14 protein-coding genes and 1 tRNA gene are annotated in these 18,325 nt (G+C 57.6%); 4 read left to right on the top strand and 11 right to left on the bottom strand.

The features are described from left to right. Positions 1–140 precede the first annotated feature (140 nt). From ELY25_RS12725 to ELY25_RS12735, 3 genes are all read left to right on the top strand, one after another. Complete coding sequence (locus ELY25_RS12725) at positions 141–1,448, top strand: DUF945 family protein (RefSeq protein WP_126951649.1); 1,308 nt, start codon at positions 141–143, stop codon at positions 1,446–1,448. Between the two features lie 260 nt (positions 1,449–1,708). Further along, positions 1,709–2,302 (top strand): LemA family protein, encoded by a 594-nt coding sequence (locus ELY25_RS12730; protein WP_126951650.1) that lies wholly within the window; start codon positions 1,709–1,711, stop codon positions 2,300–2,302. Between the two features lie 38 nt (positions 2,303–2,340). Further along, positions 2,341–4,275, top strand: coding sequence for a M48 family metallopeptidase (locus tag ELY25_RS12735; protein WP_126951651.1), 1,935 nt, complete (start codon positions 2,341–2,343; stop codon positions 4,273–4,275). Positions 4,276–4,426: 151 nt separating this feature from the next. Here the strand turns inward: ELY25_RS12735 and ELY25_RS12740 are convergent, their stop codons facing one another. Then, positions 4,427–5,128: an FMN-dependent NADH-azoreductase gene (locus ELY25_RS12740; RefSeq protein ID WP_126951652.1), complete on the bottom strand. Its 702-nt coding sequence runs from the start codon at positions 5,126–5,128 to the stop codon at positions 4,427–4,429. Between the two features lie 120 nt (positions 5,129–5,248). Between ELY25_RS12740 and ELY25_RS12745 the strand changes: the two genes are divergently transcribed. After that, on the top strand, positions 5,249–6,151 hold the full coding sequence (locus ELY25_RS12745; protein ID WP_126951653.1) for a LysR substrate-binding domain-containing protein: 903 nt from the start codon (positions 5,249–5,251) through the stop codon (positions 6,149–6,151). A gap of 210 nt (positions 6,152–6,361) precedes the next feature. Here ELY25_RS12745 and ELY25_RS17820 read toward each other — a convergent pair. The 10 genes from ELY25_RS17820 to ELY25_RS12790 all read right to left on the bottom strand — a co-directional run bounded on the left by ELY25_RS17820 (position 6,362) and on the right by ELY25_RS12790 (position 18,252). Continuing rightward, positions 6,362–6,457 (bottom strand) — tRNA-Sec (locus ELY25_RS17820). Between the two features lie 19 nt (positions 6,458–6,476). Beyond that, positions 6,477–8,405, bottom strand: coding sequence for a selenocysteine-specific translation elongation factor (gene selB, locus ELY25_RS12750; protein ID WP_126951654.1), 1,929 nt, complete (start codon positions 8,403–8,405; stop codon positions 6,477–6,479). Then, positions 8,402–9,865 (bottom strand): L-seryl-tRNA(Sec) selenium transferase, encoded by a 1,464-nt coding sequence (gene selA, locus ELY25_RS12755; protein WP_126951655.1) that lies wholly within the window; start codon positions 9,863–9,865, stop codon positions 8,402–8,404. Before selA ends, selB begins: the two co-directional genes overlap by 4 nt. 86 nt (positions 9,866–9,951) lie before the next feature. Beyond that, entirely contained in the window at positions 9,952–10,878 is a 927-nt protein-coding gene (gene fdhE / locus ELY25_RS12760; protein WP_221885457.1) for a formate dehydrogenase accessory protein FdhE, read from the bottom strand. Continuing rightward, a complete protein-coding gene (locus tag ELY25_RS12765) occupies positions 10,875–11,582 on the bottom strand; it encodes a formate dehydrogenase subunit gamma (RefSeq protein ID WP_126951656.1) in 708 nt (235 codons plus the stop codon). The genes fdhE and ELY25_RS12765 overlap by 4 nt, the downstream gene beginning before the upstream one ends. Then, complete coding sequence (gene fdxH / locus ELY25_RS12770; RefSeq protein ID WP_126951657.1) at positions 11,579–12,508, bottom strand: formate dehydrogenase subunit beta; 930 nt, start codon at positions 12,506–12,508, stop codon at positions 11,579–11,581. The genes ELY25_RS12765 and fdxH overlap by 4 nt, the downstream gene beginning before the upstream one ends. A gap of 9 nt (positions 12,509–12,517) precedes the next feature. Further along, positions 12,518–14,980: a formate dehydrogenase-N subunit alpha gene (fdnG, locus tag ELY25_RS12775; RefSeq protein ID WP_221885503.1), complete on the bottom strand. Its 2,463-nt coding sequence runs from the start codon at positions 14,978–14,980 to the stop codon at positions 12,518–12,520. A gap of 12 nt (positions 14,981–14,992) precedes the next feature. Beyond that, positions 14,993–15,586 carry a molybdopterin-dependent oxidoreductase gene (locus tag ELY25_RS18220; RefSeq protein WP_126951659.1) on the bottom strand — a complete coding sequence of 198 codons (594 nt, stop codon included), beginning with the start codon at positions 15,584–15,586 and terminating at the stop codon, positions 14,993–14,995. 148 nt (positions 15,587–15,734) lie between these two features. Beyond that, positions 15,735–16,136, bottom strand: a complete 402-nt coding sequence (locus ELY25_RS12785; RefSeq protein WP_236995734.1) for a hypothetical protein — start codon at positions 16,134–16,136, stop codon at positions 15,735–15,737. 205 nt (positions 16,137–16,341) lie between these two features. After that, positions 16,342–18,252: a DNA topoisomerase III gene (locus ELY25_RS12790; protein WP_126951660.1), complete on the bottom strand. Its 1,911-nt coding sequence runs from the start codon at positions 18,250–18,252 to the stop codon at positions 16,342–16,344. Positions 18,253–18,325 lie beyond the last annotated feature (73 nt).

Here is an 18,325-nt window from a genome sequence, read left to right on the forward strand (position 1 = left end):
GGCTTATATCCAACCAATAATATCAATTCAGCCACTATCATTTATTGGATAGCCTAAGACTTATCTTAGGCTGAATAAGCAGTAGGTTTTTATTTTTAAATACAGGATAATTAATAATTATTGTTATTAAGGATTCTGATATGCCTGCTGGTAAAACGTTAATGTTGACTGCTACTGGCGTTATAGTGCTCGGGGTAGGGGGATATGTAGGCGCACAGGCGGTCGTGGGTAATGAGGTTAAAAAAGCACTTTCCCAAACCTTTGCGCAACTGGATGACTCACTTTCCTGGTACGCAAGCGATGTAACGATTGATAAATCGCTGTTCAAGACAACGGCGAGTGCCACGATTGGCATGGAGAGCGTTGAAAATGCCAACGCCCAAGTAAACTTGCTGGTGGACCATGGCGTTATCAATAGCCCGATTACCGGCACGATTCATCCTAACGAGCAGTTTCTACGCGGGGATATAGACGTTGATCTGGTCGCTACTCGCAGTTCCGTCACCGGCCAACTCACGGCCGATTCGTTAAGTGGTGTTGAACTCGATGGCAACCTTCAGGACCTGATCGTGGATCTTGACCTTGAAGATCAAGACGTTTGGCGGGTAGATGGCCAGGCCCGCGAGATTGTCATCAATAACGAGAATGATTCGGTGCGGATTGTCTCGCCGCGCTTTGCAAACCACTCACAGGAAGCGTCCAGCCTAATACATCAATACCTTGAAATACCCAGAGTTGAGTTTTTGGCGCAGGGTATCAGTGTTTATATGGATGGCGTTGAGCTTGAAGCCGAGTCTGAATCCGTGGGTGACAGCCAGATTGTCAACTCTGGCGGGCATTTCAGTGTGGCCGATATAGGAGCCGACGACACTTCAATAGGCAGTCTTTCATTGGATATGGATGCAAAAAACTGGGATATGTCAGCATTCCAGGCATTCCAGGAAGCCTATGCGCCGCTCACAGCCATGCGTGCTGAATATGAAGAGAGCGAGGTGCGCGGCGATGAGCTGGAAGAACGTGCCCTGCTGATTCAGGCCATCGAAAGTGGCTATGATGTTCTGGTGGCGAATCCTTCAATCGCATTTCAGCCGCTTCAGGCACACGTTGTGCTGCCCATGCTGGGTATCGATTTCAATCCTCGCCTTTCGGCGGATATACGCTTTGATGGTGAAGCGCTTTCAAAGGACGCGCTATACATCGCTTTATGGGATAGCCGTTTACCGTTACCCGAGCAGCTCCACGCATCGCAAGACGTAATGAGCACTGAAGAGGCGCAGGCGTACCTGCAAAACCGCGTGAGCCTGGATATTAGCGTAACAACGCCGCCACAGATGGTTCTCTCTCTAATTCCCATGCCATTTTCTTTGTTGATCGATCCAGACTTTGAAGAGCAGAGGTTGATCTGGCAAGACGGCAGCTTGACCGTTAATGGTGAAGAGGTAATGTAAGCAAAGCTTATAGAGTAAGCACTACGCCGTATGGGCTGGCGTAGTGCTTAATAAACCGTGTTTAACAAACCGCGCTACGCCAGTCGTGCTAATCCGGTCGTGCTATAAAAATCGTGCCAAACACGTCGTGCTAAGTAATCTGGAACTAGCGAATATATTTTATTATAAAACCAATAAGGCCCCTTGAGTGATGTATTAAGATAAATCCTCAGGCCGTGATACGTTATATTTTCTTTTATTGACCACAGAAAGGATTAATTATGGTTTTAACTATCATCATAGTGGCGGTAATAGCGGTTATCGCTTTCTATATTATCGGTGTTTACAACCGCCTAGTCTCCCTGCGAAATCGTTTTCAAAACGCCTTTGCGCAAATTGAAGTGCAGCTAAAGCGCCGTCATGACTTGATTCCCAACCTGGTGGAAACCGCCAAAGGTTACCTTAGCCACGAGCGGGAAACGCTGCAGTCGGTCATTGAGGCGCGCAATACGGCAGTGGCCGGGCTCAAGGCGGCCGCCGCAAATCCTGGCAGCGCCAAGGCGATAGCAGAGTTGGGCGGCGCCGAAGGCGCGCTGACTCAGGCAATGGGGCGGCTCAACGTGGTGATGGAAGCCTACCCGGACCTGAAGGCCTCCCAGAACATGCAGCAGCTCTCGGAAGAGCTGACCAGTACCGAGAACAAGGTGGCCTTTGCCCGCCAATCCTTCAACGATGCTGTGATGCAGTACAACACCTACCGCCAGAGTTTCCCGCCGGTAGCAGTGGCACCCCTAGTAGGGCACGGGGAAGATGCTTCCTTTCTGGAATTCGAGGACAGCGCGCAGATTCAGGCAGCGCCCAAGGTATCGTTTTAAGGCGTACTATTTAAGGCGTACTACTAGGGAAGTGGCGCATGGATTTCTTTACCGCACAGGATAACGCCCGGCGCAAGACCGGGCGGCTGGTTGTTCTACTGATCGCGGCGGTGGTGGCGCTGATCGCAGTAACCACTCTGGTGATCACTATCGTCGTGTACTTCATGAGCGACCAGCAGGGCGAGGTAATGGTGAGCAGTCTGCTGGCCGGGCTGACGCCTGAGCTGATGGGCGCCGTGGCTCTTGGGGTGGTGGGGCTTGTGGTTATCGGCGGGCTTTACAAGCGCTTTCAGCTGCGCCGCGGCGGTGGAAGAGTGGTGGCCGAAACCCTGGGCGGGCGAGAAATTGCCACGGGCACCGAAAATCCCGGCGAGCGGCGCATTCTCAACGTAGTTGAAGAGATGGCGATTGCCTCGGGCATGCCGGTGCCGCCGGTCTATCTGCTCGACGAGGCGGGTATCAACGCCTTTGCCGCCGGGTTCGATACCCGGGATGCGGTGATCGGCATTACCCGGGGCGCGATCGATAATCTCAGCCGTGACGAGCTGCAGGGCGTGGTAGCCCACGAGTTCAGCCATATCCTGCATGGCGACATGCGCTTGAACATGCGTCTGATCAGCGTGCTTCACGGCGTGCTGCTGATCGGTCTTCTCGGCTATATCCTGCTGCGCAGCACGGCCTTTCGCGGTCGCTCCGTACGGCGCAGCAACAACCAGAATGGCAAAGGCGTTGTCGTGGTGCTGGCGCTGGGTATAGCCCTGGCCGTCATCGGCTATGCGGGCACGTTTTTCGGCAACTGGATCAAAGCAGCGGTAAGCCGCCAGCGGGAATACCTGGCTGATGCGTCCGCCGTGCAGTACACCCGTAACCCCGATGGTATCGGTCAGGCGCTGATCAAGATTGGCTCTCACTCCCAAGGAGCGAGGCTAGAGGCTTCCCAGGCCAGCGAGTATAGCCATCTGTTCTTCGGTCAGGGCATGAAGGTTGGCTTCAACCGTCTGCTGGCGACCCACCCGCCTCTGGACAAGCGCATCAAGCGCGTTATGCCAAGCTGGAACGGCGAGTTTGACGCAGCGCTCAATGCGCCTACCGCAGGCGAGGTAGCCAGTGAATCGGTCGCTGGCTTCAGCGGTAGTGTATCTGCCTATGCAAGTACCACTATGACCGGCGCCTCTGCCCAGGCCGCAATTGCTTCCATAGGGCAGCCCGGCCCACGCCATTTAGCCAATGCAAAAGCCACACTTGATGCGCTACCGGCCCGAATCAGGCAAGCGGCTCAGGATCCTTACGCAGTGCGCGCATTAATATACGCGCTGCTGCTAAGCCAGAATACCCAGGTGCGCGAGCGGCAGCTGGCATCACTTCAGCAGGCAGCCTTACCCGATGTGTACCGTGAGGTGATGAGCCATGCAGGGGATGTGTTAATGCTCAGAGATCAGCTTCGTTTGCCGCTAATGGAGCTTGCGTTACCGGCGTTAAAAAACCTGTCGGTGGATCAGGCCATGCATTTTCGCCAGTGCATAGTAGAGCTAATCAATGCCGATAATAATGTCAGCCTGTTTGAGTGGACCCTATATCACTGGCTTATTCATCACATGGGCCTGGACAGTAAAGGTAGTGGCCCTGCTGTTCGTAAGTTGAACAATGTACAGCAAGAGTGCCAAGTACTACTGAATGTGCTGGCCAGGGCAGGGCAGGACGACCCTGACAAAGTAAGCGCCGCGCTCAATGCCGCTGAAAAGGAGCTACCTTTTGCATTAAGCGTAAAGAATGAGGCCCCCGATATGAAGGCGTTAGGTCCGGCGGTAAGCCGTTTACGCCGCTTACGACCCCAGCAAAAGCCTGCTGTCCTGCAGGCCATGGCACGCTGTATTGAGCATAGTGGGCAAATAAAGCCCGCAGAGGCCGAGCTGTTTCGCGTCATCGCCGATATGCTGGAGTGCCCCATGCCGCCGCTGTTGATAGAGGAGTGATTAACGAAGTGGCGCTCTATCTTTTGGCAAGCGCTGAATGGTCAGCGCAAATAGTACCTTGAAGAACGTCATTAAGGTGCGGATATCCACAGTGAATGGTTTCCGCACCTGGCCCTAACGCTGATTACGGTAAGATGGTTCTCTCCTTTATTTACGCCGGTTCGTGAATGGGAGTGGCATTCAGCGCCACCTGCAACTCACCAACGAGCCGTTCGACTTTTTGCAGCGCTTCAGCAACTGACTTAGCCAATACCTCCCCACCCACTTCCTGTCCCTCAATGGCGATGTAGTGAAGTCGGGTAATGCCGACAAACTCAAGGGCCAGAGCGAGATTGGGCTCTAAGTGATTCATATGCGCCATCTCTTCACCTGGTGCCATATTCACGCCGCCTCTGGCCGTGAGTACGACCGCATGCCTTTCCCGGTCTGTGAGCTTGGGGGTGTAAGAATCATGGAGGTTGGTCTTATCGACACCTACCGTTCGTTCGGCTCTGATTATCTGGTCAACCCACGCTTTGAGGGCGGCAGGCATACCGAAGTTATATAGCGGCGTGCCAATGACCACGATATCCGAGGCAATCAATTCATCAACCAGTTGGTCGCTTTCTGCTAGTGCATCCTTCATCCAGGGTTCTCGTTGCTCTTCAAGCGTGAAGGCAGACGCAATCCAGTCGTGGTTGATAAAGGATGGCGGGTGTTGGCCTATATCTCGATAGGTGACCGTGTCTTGCAGGAGGCGTGATTGCCACTGACTGACGAAGTGGTGGGATAGACGACGGCTGTGAGAACCGTGGTGATCTGTTCCCGAAATACCGGGGCGGGCGCTGGCATCTATATGCAGAATATGTGGCATGGTTAGCTTCCTGTTCTGAGTTAAACTCATCTATGATTAACGACAGGGTTAGCGTAAGCCGTGCCTATGTGCCGTCGCAAACGATCATTTCTTGCGGTTATAGATGAGTAAAATTCATTCATGAGCTCCCGACGATTACCCTCGCTTTCGGCACTTCGCGCGTTTGAAGCGGCTGCTCGCCATGAAAGTGCCAAACAGGCGGCGCTGGAACTTGCCGTTACCGCCACCGCCATTAGCCATCAGATTCGTGGGCTTGAAGAGGCGCTGGGTATTACGCTGTTTGTGCGCAAGCCCAGGCAGCTGGAATTGACGCCGCAGGGCCGCGAGTTGCAACAGGTGTTGGAATCCTCGTTCGACAATATCAGTAGTACCATCGCGCGCCTGAGCGCTATGCCGAAGCGCCGAAGCGTTACCCTGACAACTACACCCGTAGTGGCAGTTCGCTGGCTACTGCCTTGGGTTTGCCTACTGCGTGAGTCCCACCCTGACATTGATCTGCGTATTCATGCTTCCCACGAGCCCGTCGCGATAGATGGGATAACCGCCGATCTTGCCATTCGCCACGGTGATGGGCGCTGGTCGGGATTGGTAGCGGAGAAGCTATTTGATACCACCTTGATTCCGGTTTGCAGTCCACAGCTTGCTCAGCAGGCTGGCAAGGATGCGTTGAAATACCCGCTGATTCACTTTCGGCCACAGGGCGTATTTATATCACCCACGGATTGGCCGGGTTACCAGAAAATCGCCCAGGTTCCAGGATTGGTTGTCAGCGCCGGACTGGCGTTCTCTGATGAAAGCCACGCCATTGCAGCGGCAGTGGGTGGCCAGGGAGTCATGCTGATGAGTCGCCAGCTTATCGAAGATGAATTGGCTGACGGGCGCCTGATACAACCTTTTGGCCCCGAGCTTGAAGACCGCGCCTTCTTTTTGGTCTACCCGGAAAGCCGCCGCAACGATCCAACGATTTTGGCTACCCGGGATTGGGTGATGGCAGTCCCTGGCAGGCTATTAACGTCTAACTGATAACTCCAAACTTATACCGTTATCTTAATTAGATTTTCAAAGGTTACACAGCTGTGCTGGCTTATAGCTATCAAACAGGTGTTTCCTCATAACCGCTAACTAAAGTTTTGCGTGACCTGATGCTCCATCGATCGTGCGTTCCACGATGGAGTCTGAGTCGGCTCGAATAGCGAGGCTGAGGTTGGGCGAAGGGGGCAAGATCAAAAAGAGTGGCGGAAGAGCGTGGGAGTCGAACCCACCAAAGACTGCTGGCAGCCCCTGCCAGATTTGAAGTCTGGCCGCCCCACCGGGGGTCGATCCTCTTCCTTGAGCGTAAACCTTTTGCCTAGTTCCAAAGGGCAGTACGGCGAATGCAGCGTTCATCCTGCACTCGGCGCGTAAAGCCTATCCTATCAAAGAATTCGAGAATATGAATGGCCAATTTGCGTCCCGTGCCGATGCGATTGCGAAATTCTGCGACGCGAATGGTGCCGTGTTCGTCCATCAGCTCACGTGCGATATTTGCCAGCTCATGTGTCGTAGAGGCGAGGTAGAAGTGGTCCTTGCGTACTTGATAGAGCCTACCGAGGCGAGCGCAGGCGGTCAGTACCTGGCGGACACGCTGTTCATCAAGCCCACTGCTTGCTGCCAGATCGCGAACCCGGGGTGGCTGGTAGGGCGCCTTATCCAGCAGGGGCTCGAACTGTTGCCAGAGCGCCTCGTCGTGCTCATTGAGTGCTGCGCGATGGCCAGGCAGAGAAATGAAGGGTCCATTGCTATCAAGCTGACCCGTCTTGAACAGTTGTTTGAGCAGGCTGCGGAAGAGAGGAGCCGGTAGTCGGGGAGCGGCCTGGCGATTTAGTCGCTCGCGCTCGGTACCCAGCATGGCGGGTTCGTTCTGGTGGTTATCGGCGACCACTTGGATAATCCGCTCTCTAAGCGATTCGATGGCTTTCCGGGAGAAAGCTCTAACTTCGCCTTCGGCAGTGAGGACTTGACCTACGGATGCCTCAACCAGCGGTACTAGGCCCTGAACGCTGATATTAAGGTTGCGCGCTATGCTATTAAGATCCTGGCCTTCGGGATGGAGATCGAGCGCGGCACGTAGCGGTTCATGGAGGTCGTAAGGTGGGCTGACGCTTGCGCATTCTGCGAGCGCCGCCAGCCAGGCCAGACGCCCGGGCGAACGCTGACCGCGGCGGGGTGGTTCGCCGTCCAGTGCGATCCCTCCACCGAGGGTAATATGCCCGCCATGATCACGGATGACGAAGCGATCCCCCAGGCAGGCGTGTACCGGGCTGTCACAGACCAGTTGGCCAAGCATGCTTTTGCCTGGTTCGAGTCGTTGCCCTTCGAGGAGCGAGACCCGCCCCATGAGATGGGCTGCCCCCAGGTGTATATGGACTGGCGTCCAGTGCTTGAGCGGTGGGGCAGAGTCGAGCAACCTTAGCTGGACGTCGAGTCGTTTGATGGGAGGAGTTTCCAGCGACTCGGCGACAACCCAGTCGCCGCGACTGATGCGATCCCGTTCCACACCAGTGCCTGAAAGGTTAAGCGCTACGCGGTCACCCTGTTGAGCCTGCTCGCTCTCGTGGTTTTGACGACGCAGCTGGCGGACTCTGGCCTTATGTCCATTGGGTACCAGGCGCACCATGTCACCCTTGGCGATGCAGCCGCTGAGTGCGGTGCCGGTCACTACCAAGCCTGCACCTGGCAGAGCGAAAACGCGGTCCACACTAAGGCGGAAATACCCATAAGGAGAGGACGCCTGCTGTTGGGCCGCCTGAGACCATAGCGTGTCACGCAGTGCTGCCACGCCTTCACCGCTATGGCTCGATACGTCATACAGCGGCGCCTTGGCGAGCTGGGTGCCTGCCAGCAGTTGGGCGATCTCTCGCCTGACTTCCTGACGCCTTGACTCGTCGACTCGATCAATCTTGGTCAGCGCCACCACGCCGCGGTCGACGCCAAGAAGGTCAAGGATTTGGACATGTTCTATCGTCTGGGGCATCACGCCATCGTCGGCGGCCACCACCAGCAAGGCCGTGTCGATGCCAGCACTGCCCGCAAGCATGTTGTGCAGGAACCGATGATGCCCGGGCACGTCGACAAAGCCGAGCTCGATGCCCGGCGCGACTTCGGGGTAAGCGAAACCAGCTTCGATGGTCAACCCGCGTGCTTTCTCCTCTTTGAGGCGGTCTGTATCGATACCGGTCAGCTGCTGGATCAACGCGGTCTTGCCATGATCGACATGGCCGGCAGTGCCGACGATCATGGTGGACCCTCTTGGTGCAAGTCATGGTGGCTCTCGTAGCGCTGCTTCAATATCGAGAATTGGGAAGCGAAGGCTTCCACGTCTTCAGGACGGTATAGACACCGCAGATCGAGATAGAGCGCGCCTTCGTTAAGGCGACCAATAACCGGACGGGGGAGTTGACGAAACGCTGTCTCGATGCGTTTGAGGCACCGCTCCCTGGCGCGGCGGTCACCGTTTAACGGGCGCCAGACCAACGCGTAGCTCGGCAATCGGTCGATGGGTAGCGAGCCGCTGCCAAGCTGACTTACACAGGGGGCCAGGGAAACGTCGATGTCGTCGAGCAGGGCCTGGGCGGAAGAACGCAGACGTTCGCCGGTCGCTGCAATGTCGACGTCAGTTCGCGTCAACATTGCCAGTGTGGGAATGTCTCGCTGCGGTGCGTCACTGTCACGATAGAGGCGCAGGGTGGCTTCCAGAGCGGCCAGGGTCAGCTTGTCCAGGCGCAAGACACGTTTTAGTGGGTGGCGCTTGATCGTATCGATAAGTTCACGGCGGCCGACAATGATGCCTGCTTGCGGGCCGCCCAGCAGTTTATCGCCACTGAAGGTGACGACATCGGCTCCGGCGGCGATTGCCTCGCGAGGTTGCTCTTCATGGGGCAGTCCAAGCGCAGAGAAGTCGGCTAGTGCGCCGCTGCCCAGATCAACCATGAAGGGGACACCATGCGCGTGTGCAATAGACGCCAGTTCGCGCTCGGGCACGCTTTTGGTAAAACCGGTGATGGCGTAGTTGGAGGTGTGTGCCTTGACGATCAACCCAGTGCTATCGCCCATGGCGGCCTGAAAATCTTTGGCATGGGTGCGGTTGGTAGCGCCTACCTCATGGAGCCGGCAACCCGCCGCGACCATGATGTCGGGCATGCGAAAAGCACCGCCTATCTCAATCAGCTCGCCGCGTGAAATGACCGCCTCGCGGCCACTGGCCAAGGCGCTTAGCGCCAGGAGTACTGCGCCGGCATTGTTGTTGACCACGGTGGCCGCCTCGGCGCCGGTCAGTTCGCAGAGCAGAGGCTCCACCAGGCGGTCACGGTCGCCGCGGCCGCCGTTCTCCAGGTCATACTCAAGCGCCATGGGGTGGCGGGCGGCCTGGACCATGGCCTCAATGGCGGACTCGGCGAGCGGCGAGCGGCCGAGGTTGGTATGGATCACCGTACCGGTCAGGTTAAACACGCTGCGGCTATTGGGGAGTGCCAGCTGTTCCAGACGTTCAATCACTCGGGCAGTGAGTGTATCGAGAGAGAGGGCGGCGGGCTGATGCTCGGCAAGCTCGGAACTACCCGCAAGGCGCGAGCGCTCGCTCTCGAGGGTCAGGCGAATGGCCTGCCTTACCAGGCGCCCACCATGGCGCTGCTGAGCTTGCTGTAGGGTGGGATGGGCCAGCAGGGTATCTACGGCGGGCAGACTGCGTCGAACGTCCATTGTCGTTTTAAAATCCATGCCGAGTTTCAAATCCCAAGATATAGCATGGCTTGGCGCGAGCCGTCCATGGCCGCTCGCGGATAGCCTCATTCACCAACGATCAGCAGTGGGTTGAAGCCGCTGCGACGATACTGTTTTTCCTCGGCGAGCAGGAGATCCAGCGCTAGGCTCGCAAGATCGTCGGCGAGGGGCTCAGCATGCGCGTCGAATTCACGTGGCATGATCTTAAGGTAGGAGTCACAGTCGCCACAGGTCTCGGCCTGAGTAGGGAGCAGGCGCTCGCCGCTCTCGTCCTCGAGACTCAGGTAGTCAAGCTTGCCGCTCTGATCGCAGACACTGCACTTGGAGCGCTCCAGATACCACTGTGTCGCGCATAACCCGCACTGCAGGTAACGCACCCCGCTGCGTTTAGAATCGATCTGGATGACGCTTGCCACCGGCAGCGAGCCGCAACAGGGGCAGATCGAACGGGCCTCGGCGGTGGGGCGCTTTGGCGGCTGGGGCAGGGTGCGCGCCAAGCGCAGCCAGGCCACTTGTAACGCTGCCGCTACCAAGGGCATCAGCCCCCGGCTTGCTTCGGGGCCGGGGCGCGCCTCGAGCACTTCCTGGGCAAGGCAGTCGATTTCCTCCTTGGGCAACTTGCGCAGGGTGTCGAGTAATGGCCGCTGCGCCTCACCAACATGCAAGTCGAGGCCATCGAGAAGTGCGGTGAGCTCACTATGAAAATCGATGTCGCGGCAAAGCGCCTGAGTCCCCAGCGGCGGCATGCCGTGCTCCAATGCCAGCACAAAGGCGTCCGGCTCGGGCCGCCACGCGGGGGTATTGCACTCCAGTGCTCGCTGCTGTGCTTGAGACAGCTGTGCCATGAAGGCCAAAAAATCGTGCAGCGGTTCGATACGCTCGGAGAGGTCGCGCAGGCGCTGCGCGCGCTGGGCAAAGTGCTCCTGCTCGGGCAGCACCACGGAGGGGGGATCCATGACGCCCATCGGGGCATTGCCATATGCGTGATTCACTGAGACTTCTCTCCTGTCATAATCTGGTGCTGTCGCTTGGACTTCTCACGCTTCTTGCGTTCCTTCTCCATTTCTTCCTCGTACCATAAATCATGGTGATGTTTCGCCCACGGCTTGCTGACCCGGCCGCGGATCATAGCGGTGAACGAACCCTTTACCCAGATACCCGAGTAGATGTGGATGATCAGGGTGATGATCGCCAGGAAGGCCACATAAGCGTGTCCAAAGGCGGCCAGCCGACGTAGTGTAATGGGGATGGCATCGGCGAAGTAGGGCTGCCAGATGAGCAGACCTGTCACCAGCAACAGTGGTACGCAGAGCACCATGATCCAGTAGACCAATTTCTGCCCGGCATTGTTCTTGCCCACTGGCGGTAGGCGCTCGTCATGATTACTCAACACATCCTTGATCTGCTTGAGCCACTGAATGTCATGGCGCTTGATCAGGCTAACCTTGAAGAAGCGGATCGCCATGATCACGAAAAATAGCGACATGAACAGCCCGATATACGGGTGCAGGATACGCGTCATGGTCGGGCCGCCGAACAGGCCAGTCAACGACCAGAAGAAGGGGTGGAATAAAGGCAACCCACTGAGCACCAACATCACGAAGCTGATCGCGATGAGCCAGTGATTGATGCGCGAAAACGCGTCATATCGCAGGATGCCCGGATCGGATTTGGCATGTGGTTTCGGCTCGTTCATGGCCGTTTCTCCTCGGACTCTTGGTCACGCTCCTCGTCCGTGCGCACCTCCTCCTCCTCTTCCGGTGTCTCCTTGGGACCAGCGGTGAGGTAGTGGAAGAACCCGGCAAATGCCGCAAGCCCGATAGCCACTGAGGCCAGCGGCTTGGGAATTCCTTTCCAGCCCTCGACCAGCGGGCTGATACGCGGGTCCTTTGGCAAACCGTTGTAGATCTCCGGTTTGTCGGCATGTTGCAGCACGTAGATCACATGGGTGCCGCCCACCCCTTGAGGGTCGTAGATACCGGCATTCTCGTAGCCGCGCCCCTTGAGAAAGTCGGTGCGCGTCTCAGCGAGATCGAGCATGTCCTCCTTGGTGCCAAACATGATCGATCCGGTGGGGCACGATTTCACACAGGCCGGCTCCAGGCCATGAGAGACACGATCGGAACACAGTGTGCATTTATAGGCCTTGGAATCCTTTTTCGAAATCCGCGGAACATCGAAAGGACAGCCAGTGACACAGTAGCCGCAGCCGATGCAATGCTCGGAGTTGAAGTCAACAATACCGTTGGCGTACTGGACGATAGCGCCGGGTGCCGGGCATGCCGCAAGGCAACCCGGTTCGGCGCAATGCATGCAGTTGTCCTTACGGATCAGCCACTCCAGGTTGCCTTGCTCGTTCTCGTGCTCGTTGAAGCGCATCACCTGCCAGGTGTTGGGCGTCAGGTCGGTCGGGTTGTCGTATTCGCCCACGCATTCACCCACCTCGTCACGCAAGTCGTTCCACTCGGAGCATGCTACTTGGCACGCCTTGCAACCAATGCATCGCGACACGTCGATCAGCTTGGTGACCGTTTCGACCCCACCGTCACGCTCCTGGGGCGATGGCACCTGAGTCGCTGAGCGTTTGACTATATTCTGTAGATTGATCTGATCGCCTCTCATCTCGCCTCCTTAAAGCTTGTCCACACGTACCAGGAACGACTTGAACTCCGGCGTTTGGGTGTTTGCGTCACCCACGGATGGCGTCAAGGTATTGGTCAGGTGAGCTCGTTTGGTTTCCCCCAGATAGCCCCAGTGAATCGGGATGCCTATCTGGTGCACTGTCCGTCCCGCTACCTGCAACGGACGGATGCGCTTGGTCACTACCGCCACCGCTTCGATATGGCCGCGCTTGGAGCTGACACGGACCCGATCGCCTTTGACAATGCCCAGTTCGTTGGCCAGGGTTTCGCCAATCTCCACGAATTTTTCCGGCTGGGCGATGGCATTCAAGCGGTTGTGCATCGTCCAGTAGTGGAAATGCTCGGTGAGGCGATAGGTGGTCGCTGCATGCGGAAACTCCTCGAAGCTGCCGAAATTGGCCCGATCCTGCTCGAATACCCGCGCCCCTGGATTGTTCTTGGCCAGTGGGTTATTGGGGTGCATCGGATTGTTGGCGATCGGTGTTTCAAACGGTTCGTAGTGTTCCGGGAAAGGCCCTTCGACCATACGGTTACGGGCAAAGAACTGCCCTCGACCCGTCTGGTTCATGATGAAGGGGCCTTGAGCTACCGCCGGTGCAGATTCCACCGGGAAGTCGGGAACGTCATTACCCACCCAGCGATTGCCGTTCCACCAGACGACTGCCTTGCGCTCGGCCCACGGCGTGCCGTCGGGACGCGCGCTTGCCCGGTTGTAGAGGATTCGCCGGTTGGCCGGCCACGACCAGGACCATCCCAGTGTCTGGCCGACGCCATAGGGGTCTGAGTTATCGCGGCGGATCATCTGGTTGCCTTCTTCGGTCCAGCAGCCGGCAAAGATCCAGCAACCGCTCGCCGTGCTGCCATCAGCACGCAACATACCGAAATCTTCGACCTGCTCGCCCGCCCGACAGACAATATTGCGCTGCTCATCAACCACGTCCTCAAGTGCCCAACCGTTGTACTCCCGGGCTATTTCGTTGGCGCTTGGCTCTGCCGGGTAACGATAGGGCCAGCTCAGATTGAGCAGTGCATCTGAAAAGGCGCCGCCTTCGTCGCGATACATCTGCTGCATTCGCAAGAAGATGCCAGCCAGAATGGCGGTATCGGGAAGCGCCTCGCCCGGCGGTGGCGCTGCTGCCCAGAACCACTGCAGCCAGCGCGAGCTGTTGACGATCGTGCCGTCTTCCTCGGCGAAGCTGGTGGTGGGCAGCCGGAATACCTCGGTGTCAATCTCGGCAGTGTTCACGTCGTTAAATTCGCCATGGTTCTTCCAGAACTCGGCGGTCTCGGTTCTCAGCGGGTCGATGACTACCAGATACTTCAAGCGGGAAAGCGCCGCACTGGTCTTGGCCTTGTGCGGAAAGGCGGCCAGCGGATTGAACCCTTGGCAAATGTAGCCAGTGATTTCGCCATGGCTCATCCGCTCGAAGGTATGAATCACGTCATACATGCTCTCGCTTAGCTTGGGCAGCCAGTCATAGCACCAGTTGTTCGCTTCGGTGGCCGCATCGGCGAACCATGCCTTCATCAGGCTGACATGAAAACGCTCGTAATAGCGCCAGTAGGAAATTTCACCAGGCAGCAGGTCGGGACGTGAGCGATCAAGAATATAGGCTTCGTAATCCTGCTCATCGGCCTCGGGTAGCGTCATGTACCCAGGTAGCAAGTCCGAGAGCAGTCCAAGGTCGGTCAACCCCTGGATATTGGAGTGGCCGCGTAAGGCATTGATGCCGCCCCCGCGCATGCCCATGTTGCCAAGCAGCAGTTGGAGCATCGCCGCGGTGCGGATGATTTGTGAGCCGATCGAGTGCTGCGTCCACCCCAGTGCGTAGAGAATCGTCATGGTCTTATCGTCCACGACGGTCGCGGCGACCATGTCCCAGACGTGCTGGATCTTGTCACGGGGTGTGCCGCACACCGAGGAGACCACATCAGGGGTATAACGGCTGAAGTGCGCACGCATCAATTGGAACACGCAGCGGGGGTGCTGGAGCGTATCGTCACGCAGGGCATGGCCTTCTTCGTTGTACTCGTACTGCCAGGTTTCTTTGTTGTACTCGCTATTCTCGGCGTCGTAGCCAGTGAACAGGCCATCCTCGAAGTCGAATTCCTCGCGGACAATCAGGCTCGCGTCGGTATAGGCGCGCACATACTCATGATGGATCTGATCGGTTTCAATCAAGTAGCTGATCAGGCCACCCAGAAAAGCGATATCGGTGCCGGTACGAATTTCCGCGTAGTAGTCCGCCACCGCCGCCGTGCGGTTGAAGCGGGGGTCGACCACCACCAGACGGGCATCGTTATGCTCCCTGGCTTCCATCACCCAGCGAAAACCGACGGGGTGCGCCTCAGCGGCGTTGCCACCCATGACGAGAATGAGATCAGCATTGCGGATGTCGACCCAGTGGTTGGTCATGGCACCGCGACCGAATGTTGGGGCAAGACCTGCCACCGTCGGTCCGTGTCAGACGCGTGCCTGGTTGTCGAGTACCACCATGCCAAGGCTACGGGCTATCTTCTGTGTCAGGTAAGCCGTCTCGTTGGTCGAGGCGGACGCCGCCAGCATCCCGGTCGTGGTCCAGTGGTTGACCGTATTGCCTTCAGCGTCCTGGTCGACAAAGTTGGCATCGCGATCATCCTTCATGTGTCGGGCGATACGTGTCAGCGCCTCGTCCCAGCTGATGCGTTTCCACTCATCGGTGCCGGGTTCGCGTACCTGAGGATACTTCAGGCGCGATTCGCTCTGGATGTAGTCGAGCAGTCCCGCCCCTTTGGGACACAGTGAGCCGCGACTGACCGGATGGTCCGGGTCGCCCTCGACATGGTAGATGCTATCAATACTGTTGATCGCCCCATCGCCGCGGCTATAGATCAGTACGCCACAGCCCACCGAGCAGTAGGTACAGTTGCTTCGGGTTATCTTGGCACCGGTAAGCTTGAAGTGGCGGATCGATGCGACCGCAGGCTCAGGGGCAAAGCCCATCATGGCCATACTGGATGTGGCCATGCCGACTGCACCGAGTTTGAAGAACTGTCTTCGCGTAACCTTCAGAGTCATCACGGCCTCCTGTCGATTTGTTCTGAATGTCGTTAGTCCCGGAAAATGACATATCCGTTAAGCATAGTAAGTCTGTTCTTATTTAGCGATGCGTCGCGGTGCCATTTAGTAAATGACAAGGTTGTCATCAGGGTTTGCTGTCAATGGCTTATTCGGGCGAATCAGACGTGCTGGCCTGAGGTTCGCCATCTTCCCGGCGCCCACTGTCGTCGGCACCTAACGGTTCATCCGGCAATAGCGCCTCTTCGCGCTCAGGTGATTCGGTTTCGTAGACGGCCCCAGCATCGGACTGGGAGGCAGGGGTCTGGAACATGGCGTCGCCTCGTGATTGACCACCGCCGGTGGTCTCATCCTCCTGATCCATATCCGCACCGGTAATGCCGCTTGTGGTGCCGGCTGTTCCGGTATCTACATTCGGCGCATCGGGCATTGCGTGGGGAGCCAGTACGCCAGTTTCATTCTGGGGAGCTGCCGGCTCGGCGGCCTGGAGCGTAGTCATGGAGCCAGCGCCTAGCAGGGCAATAAGGAGGGGGAGTGTCCGTCGTGTCATGCTTGAACTCCTCGAATGGGCTAAGTCGAATGGGTTAAGGCCTCTGCGACTGAACACTCCACGTTGGCTGCAACATGCTCAAGCAGTCGCTCCATGCTGACCTCCATGTACGGGCAACTTTGGCGTATCCTACTTTCTGTATAGACAGTAGCGACGCTTGGCGCAAGCTCATGCGTAAAGCGGTATTCATCCCGTCACCGTTATTCTACTTCTTCCTTCCACCGGTACTTTTCCTCTTTGTAAAGCTCTTCCTTGCCTTACTCGTACGCTTGGCTGGGCTACCGGTTTCGCCTTGAGCCGTTTGCAAACTCTGCCTGAGCTTGTTCGCGTCACTCTGGTTGAGCAGGGCGCGAAGGTCATCTAGTAGCGCATGCTGAAAGGCGCTCGGGTCGTCCTGCTGTTCGGAAATGGCGCGCAAGCGCTGTTCCCAAAGGGCCGTGCGTTCCGGCGTACTGACCGCGCGGGGTAGGGCCGCTATCAACGCGCTACCCAGTTTGGTAGCACGCAGGGCCTTTTGCTGGCGTACCAGGTAGCCGCGCTGTACCAGGGTTTCGATGATACCTGCACGGGTTGCTTCGGTGCCCAGGCCATCGGTATCTCGCAGGGTTTTGCGTACGTTCGGGTCATCCACGTAGCGGCCAATGTTCATCATTGCTTTGATTAAACTGGCATCGGTAAACGGCTCAGGCGGGCGAGTTTCCTTCTCCTCTACGCCTACATCCTGAGCTTGGCAGCGCTCATTCTGGGTGAGCGATGGCAGCGGCGGAGCCTCTTCCTTGGTGGTGAAGAGCGGTTTCCAGCCAGGGTCGAGAATGCTTTGGCCTCGGGCACGAAAGGCCTCATTTAGCAGGGTGAACTCGGCTTTGACTTCAAAGGTGCGCAGCGGGCGATAGAACTGGGCCATCACGTTGCGCACCACCAACCGAAACACGTGTCCTTCGGTGGCCGAGAGCTGGCTGAAATCTGCGGGCTTGCCGGTAGGTGCCAATGCATGGTGGGCGCCTACCTGCTTGTCATTCCACGCCTTGGAGCGCAGCGTGAAGTCAGCACCGTTTAGCCACTGCCTGAGCGTATCATCGTTTTGACAGGCGCCGGTTAAGCTGCGCTGGGCAAGCGCCAGATGTTCTTCGGGCAGATAGCGGCAGTCGGAGCGTGGGTAAGTGATGAGCTTGTGCTGCTCATAAAGGCGCTGGCAAATATCCAGCACCATTTGCGCGGAAAGCCCAAAGCGCCGGGCTGCGTCTACCTGAAGTGCGGAAAGCGAGTAGGGCAGCGGCGGCGCCTGACGTTTTTCCTGCTGGTCGAGCTTGGTGAGCTGGCCGGTAGCACCCGGCAATTGGACGGACAGTGCATCGGCAGGCGTGCGGTCGATCAGTCGGCCTTGATCGTCTAGCGGTTGGTTTTCCTTGGGTGCCCACCAGGCGCGTAGCTGGCCTTTTTCAACCCGCAGATCCACCCAGAGCGGGTAGAACGGGTGGGGTTTGAAGTCGCGGATAGCGTTATCGCGGCGCACAATCAGCCCGAGTACCGGCGTTTGCACGCGGCCAACGGAAAGCACGCCGTCAAAGCCTGCCTGGCGGCCAGTCAGCGTCCAGGCGCGGGTCAAGTTAATGCCATACAGCCAGTCAGCGCGCGAACGGGCCTGGGCTGCCTGAAAAAGTGGCTGGAATTCTTGATTGGAGCGCAGCTTGGCAAGTGCGCGGCTGACCGCCGGACGGTTGAGGTCGCTGATCAACAGGCGCGTGACCGGGCCGCGGTACTTCAAGTGCTCGATGACTTCCTGCACCAAAAGCTGGCCTTCGCGATCGGGGTCGCCGGCATGCACCACGCTGGTAGCTTGCTTGATCAGCTTGCGAATAACTGCCAATTGGCCACGCGCCTTGGCGCGCGGGGCCAGTTTCCAGGTGCCGGGTACGATGGGCAGGCGGTCCAACCGCCACTGTTTATCGGCGGGATCGTAGGCCTCAGGTGGGGACTGCTCGAGCAGGTGGCCCAAACACCAGGTCACGGTGGTGTCACCGCACACGATGGCGCCTTCCTGGCGTTTGGGGCTTCCCGGCAGCGCGTCGGCAATGGCCCGGGCAAGGCTAGGTTTTTCGGCAATAATCAAGCGCATGCGAAGCGTGGCCTTAACGTCTGTTCGAGATGCCCTATAGTAGCAGAGGCGCGCAGGGCATCAGAAGTTAGGC

This window comes from Vreelandella populi (genome assembly GCF_003989825.1).
Lineage (GTDB): Bacteria > Pseudomonadota > Gammaproteobacteria > Pseudomonadales > Halomonadaceae > Vreelandella > Vreelandella populi.

Coding starts and splice junctions, on each gene's coding strand:
- selB (WP_126951654.1), bottom strand. CDS start 8,405: ATGATCGTCGGCACTGCCGGCCATGTCGATCATGGCAAGACCGCGTTG.
- ELY25_RS12765 (WP_126951656.1), bottom strand. CDS start 11,582: ATGAACGAGCCGAAACCACATGCCAAATCCGATCCGGGCATCCTGCGA.
- ELY25_RS12745 (WP_126951653.1), top strand. CDS start 5,249: ATGAGCTCCCGACGATTACCCTCGCTTTCGGCACTTCGCGCGTTTGAA.
- ELY25_RS12730 (WP_126951650.1), top strand. CDS start 1,709: ATGGTTTTAACTATCATCATAGTGGCGGTAATAGCGGTTATCGCTTTC.
- ELY25_RS12790 (WP_126951660.1), bottom strand. CDS start 18,252: ATGCGCTTGATTATTGCCGAAAAACCTAGCCTTGCCCGGGCCATTGCC.
- ELY25_RS12725 (WP_126951649.1), top strand. CDS start 141: ATGCCTGCTGGTAAAACGTTAATGTTGACTGCTACTGGCGTTATAGTG.
- ELY25_RS12735 (WP_126951651.1), top strand. CDS start 2,341: ATGGATTTCTTTACCGCACAGGATAACGCCCGGCGCAAGACCGGGCGG.
- ELY25_RS18220 (WP_126951659.1), bottom strand. CDS start 15,586: ATGACTCTGAAGGTTACGCGAAGACAGTTCTTCAAACTCGGTGCAGTC.
- fdxH (WP_126951657.1), bottom strand. CDS start 12,508: ATGAGAGGCGATCAGATCAATCTACAGAATATAGTCAAACGCTCAGCG.
- ELY25_RS12740 (WP_126951652.1), bottom strand. CDS start 5,128: ATGCCACATATTCTGCATATAGATGCCAGCGCCCGCCCCGGTATTTCG.
- ELY25_RS12785 (WP_236995734.1), bottom strand. CDS start 16,136: ATGACACGACGGACACTCCCCCTCCTTATTGCCCTGCTAGGCGCTGGC.
- selA (WP_126951655.1), bottom strand. CDS start 9,865: ATGGACGTTCGACGCAGTCTGCCCGCCGTAGATACCCTGCTGGCCCAT.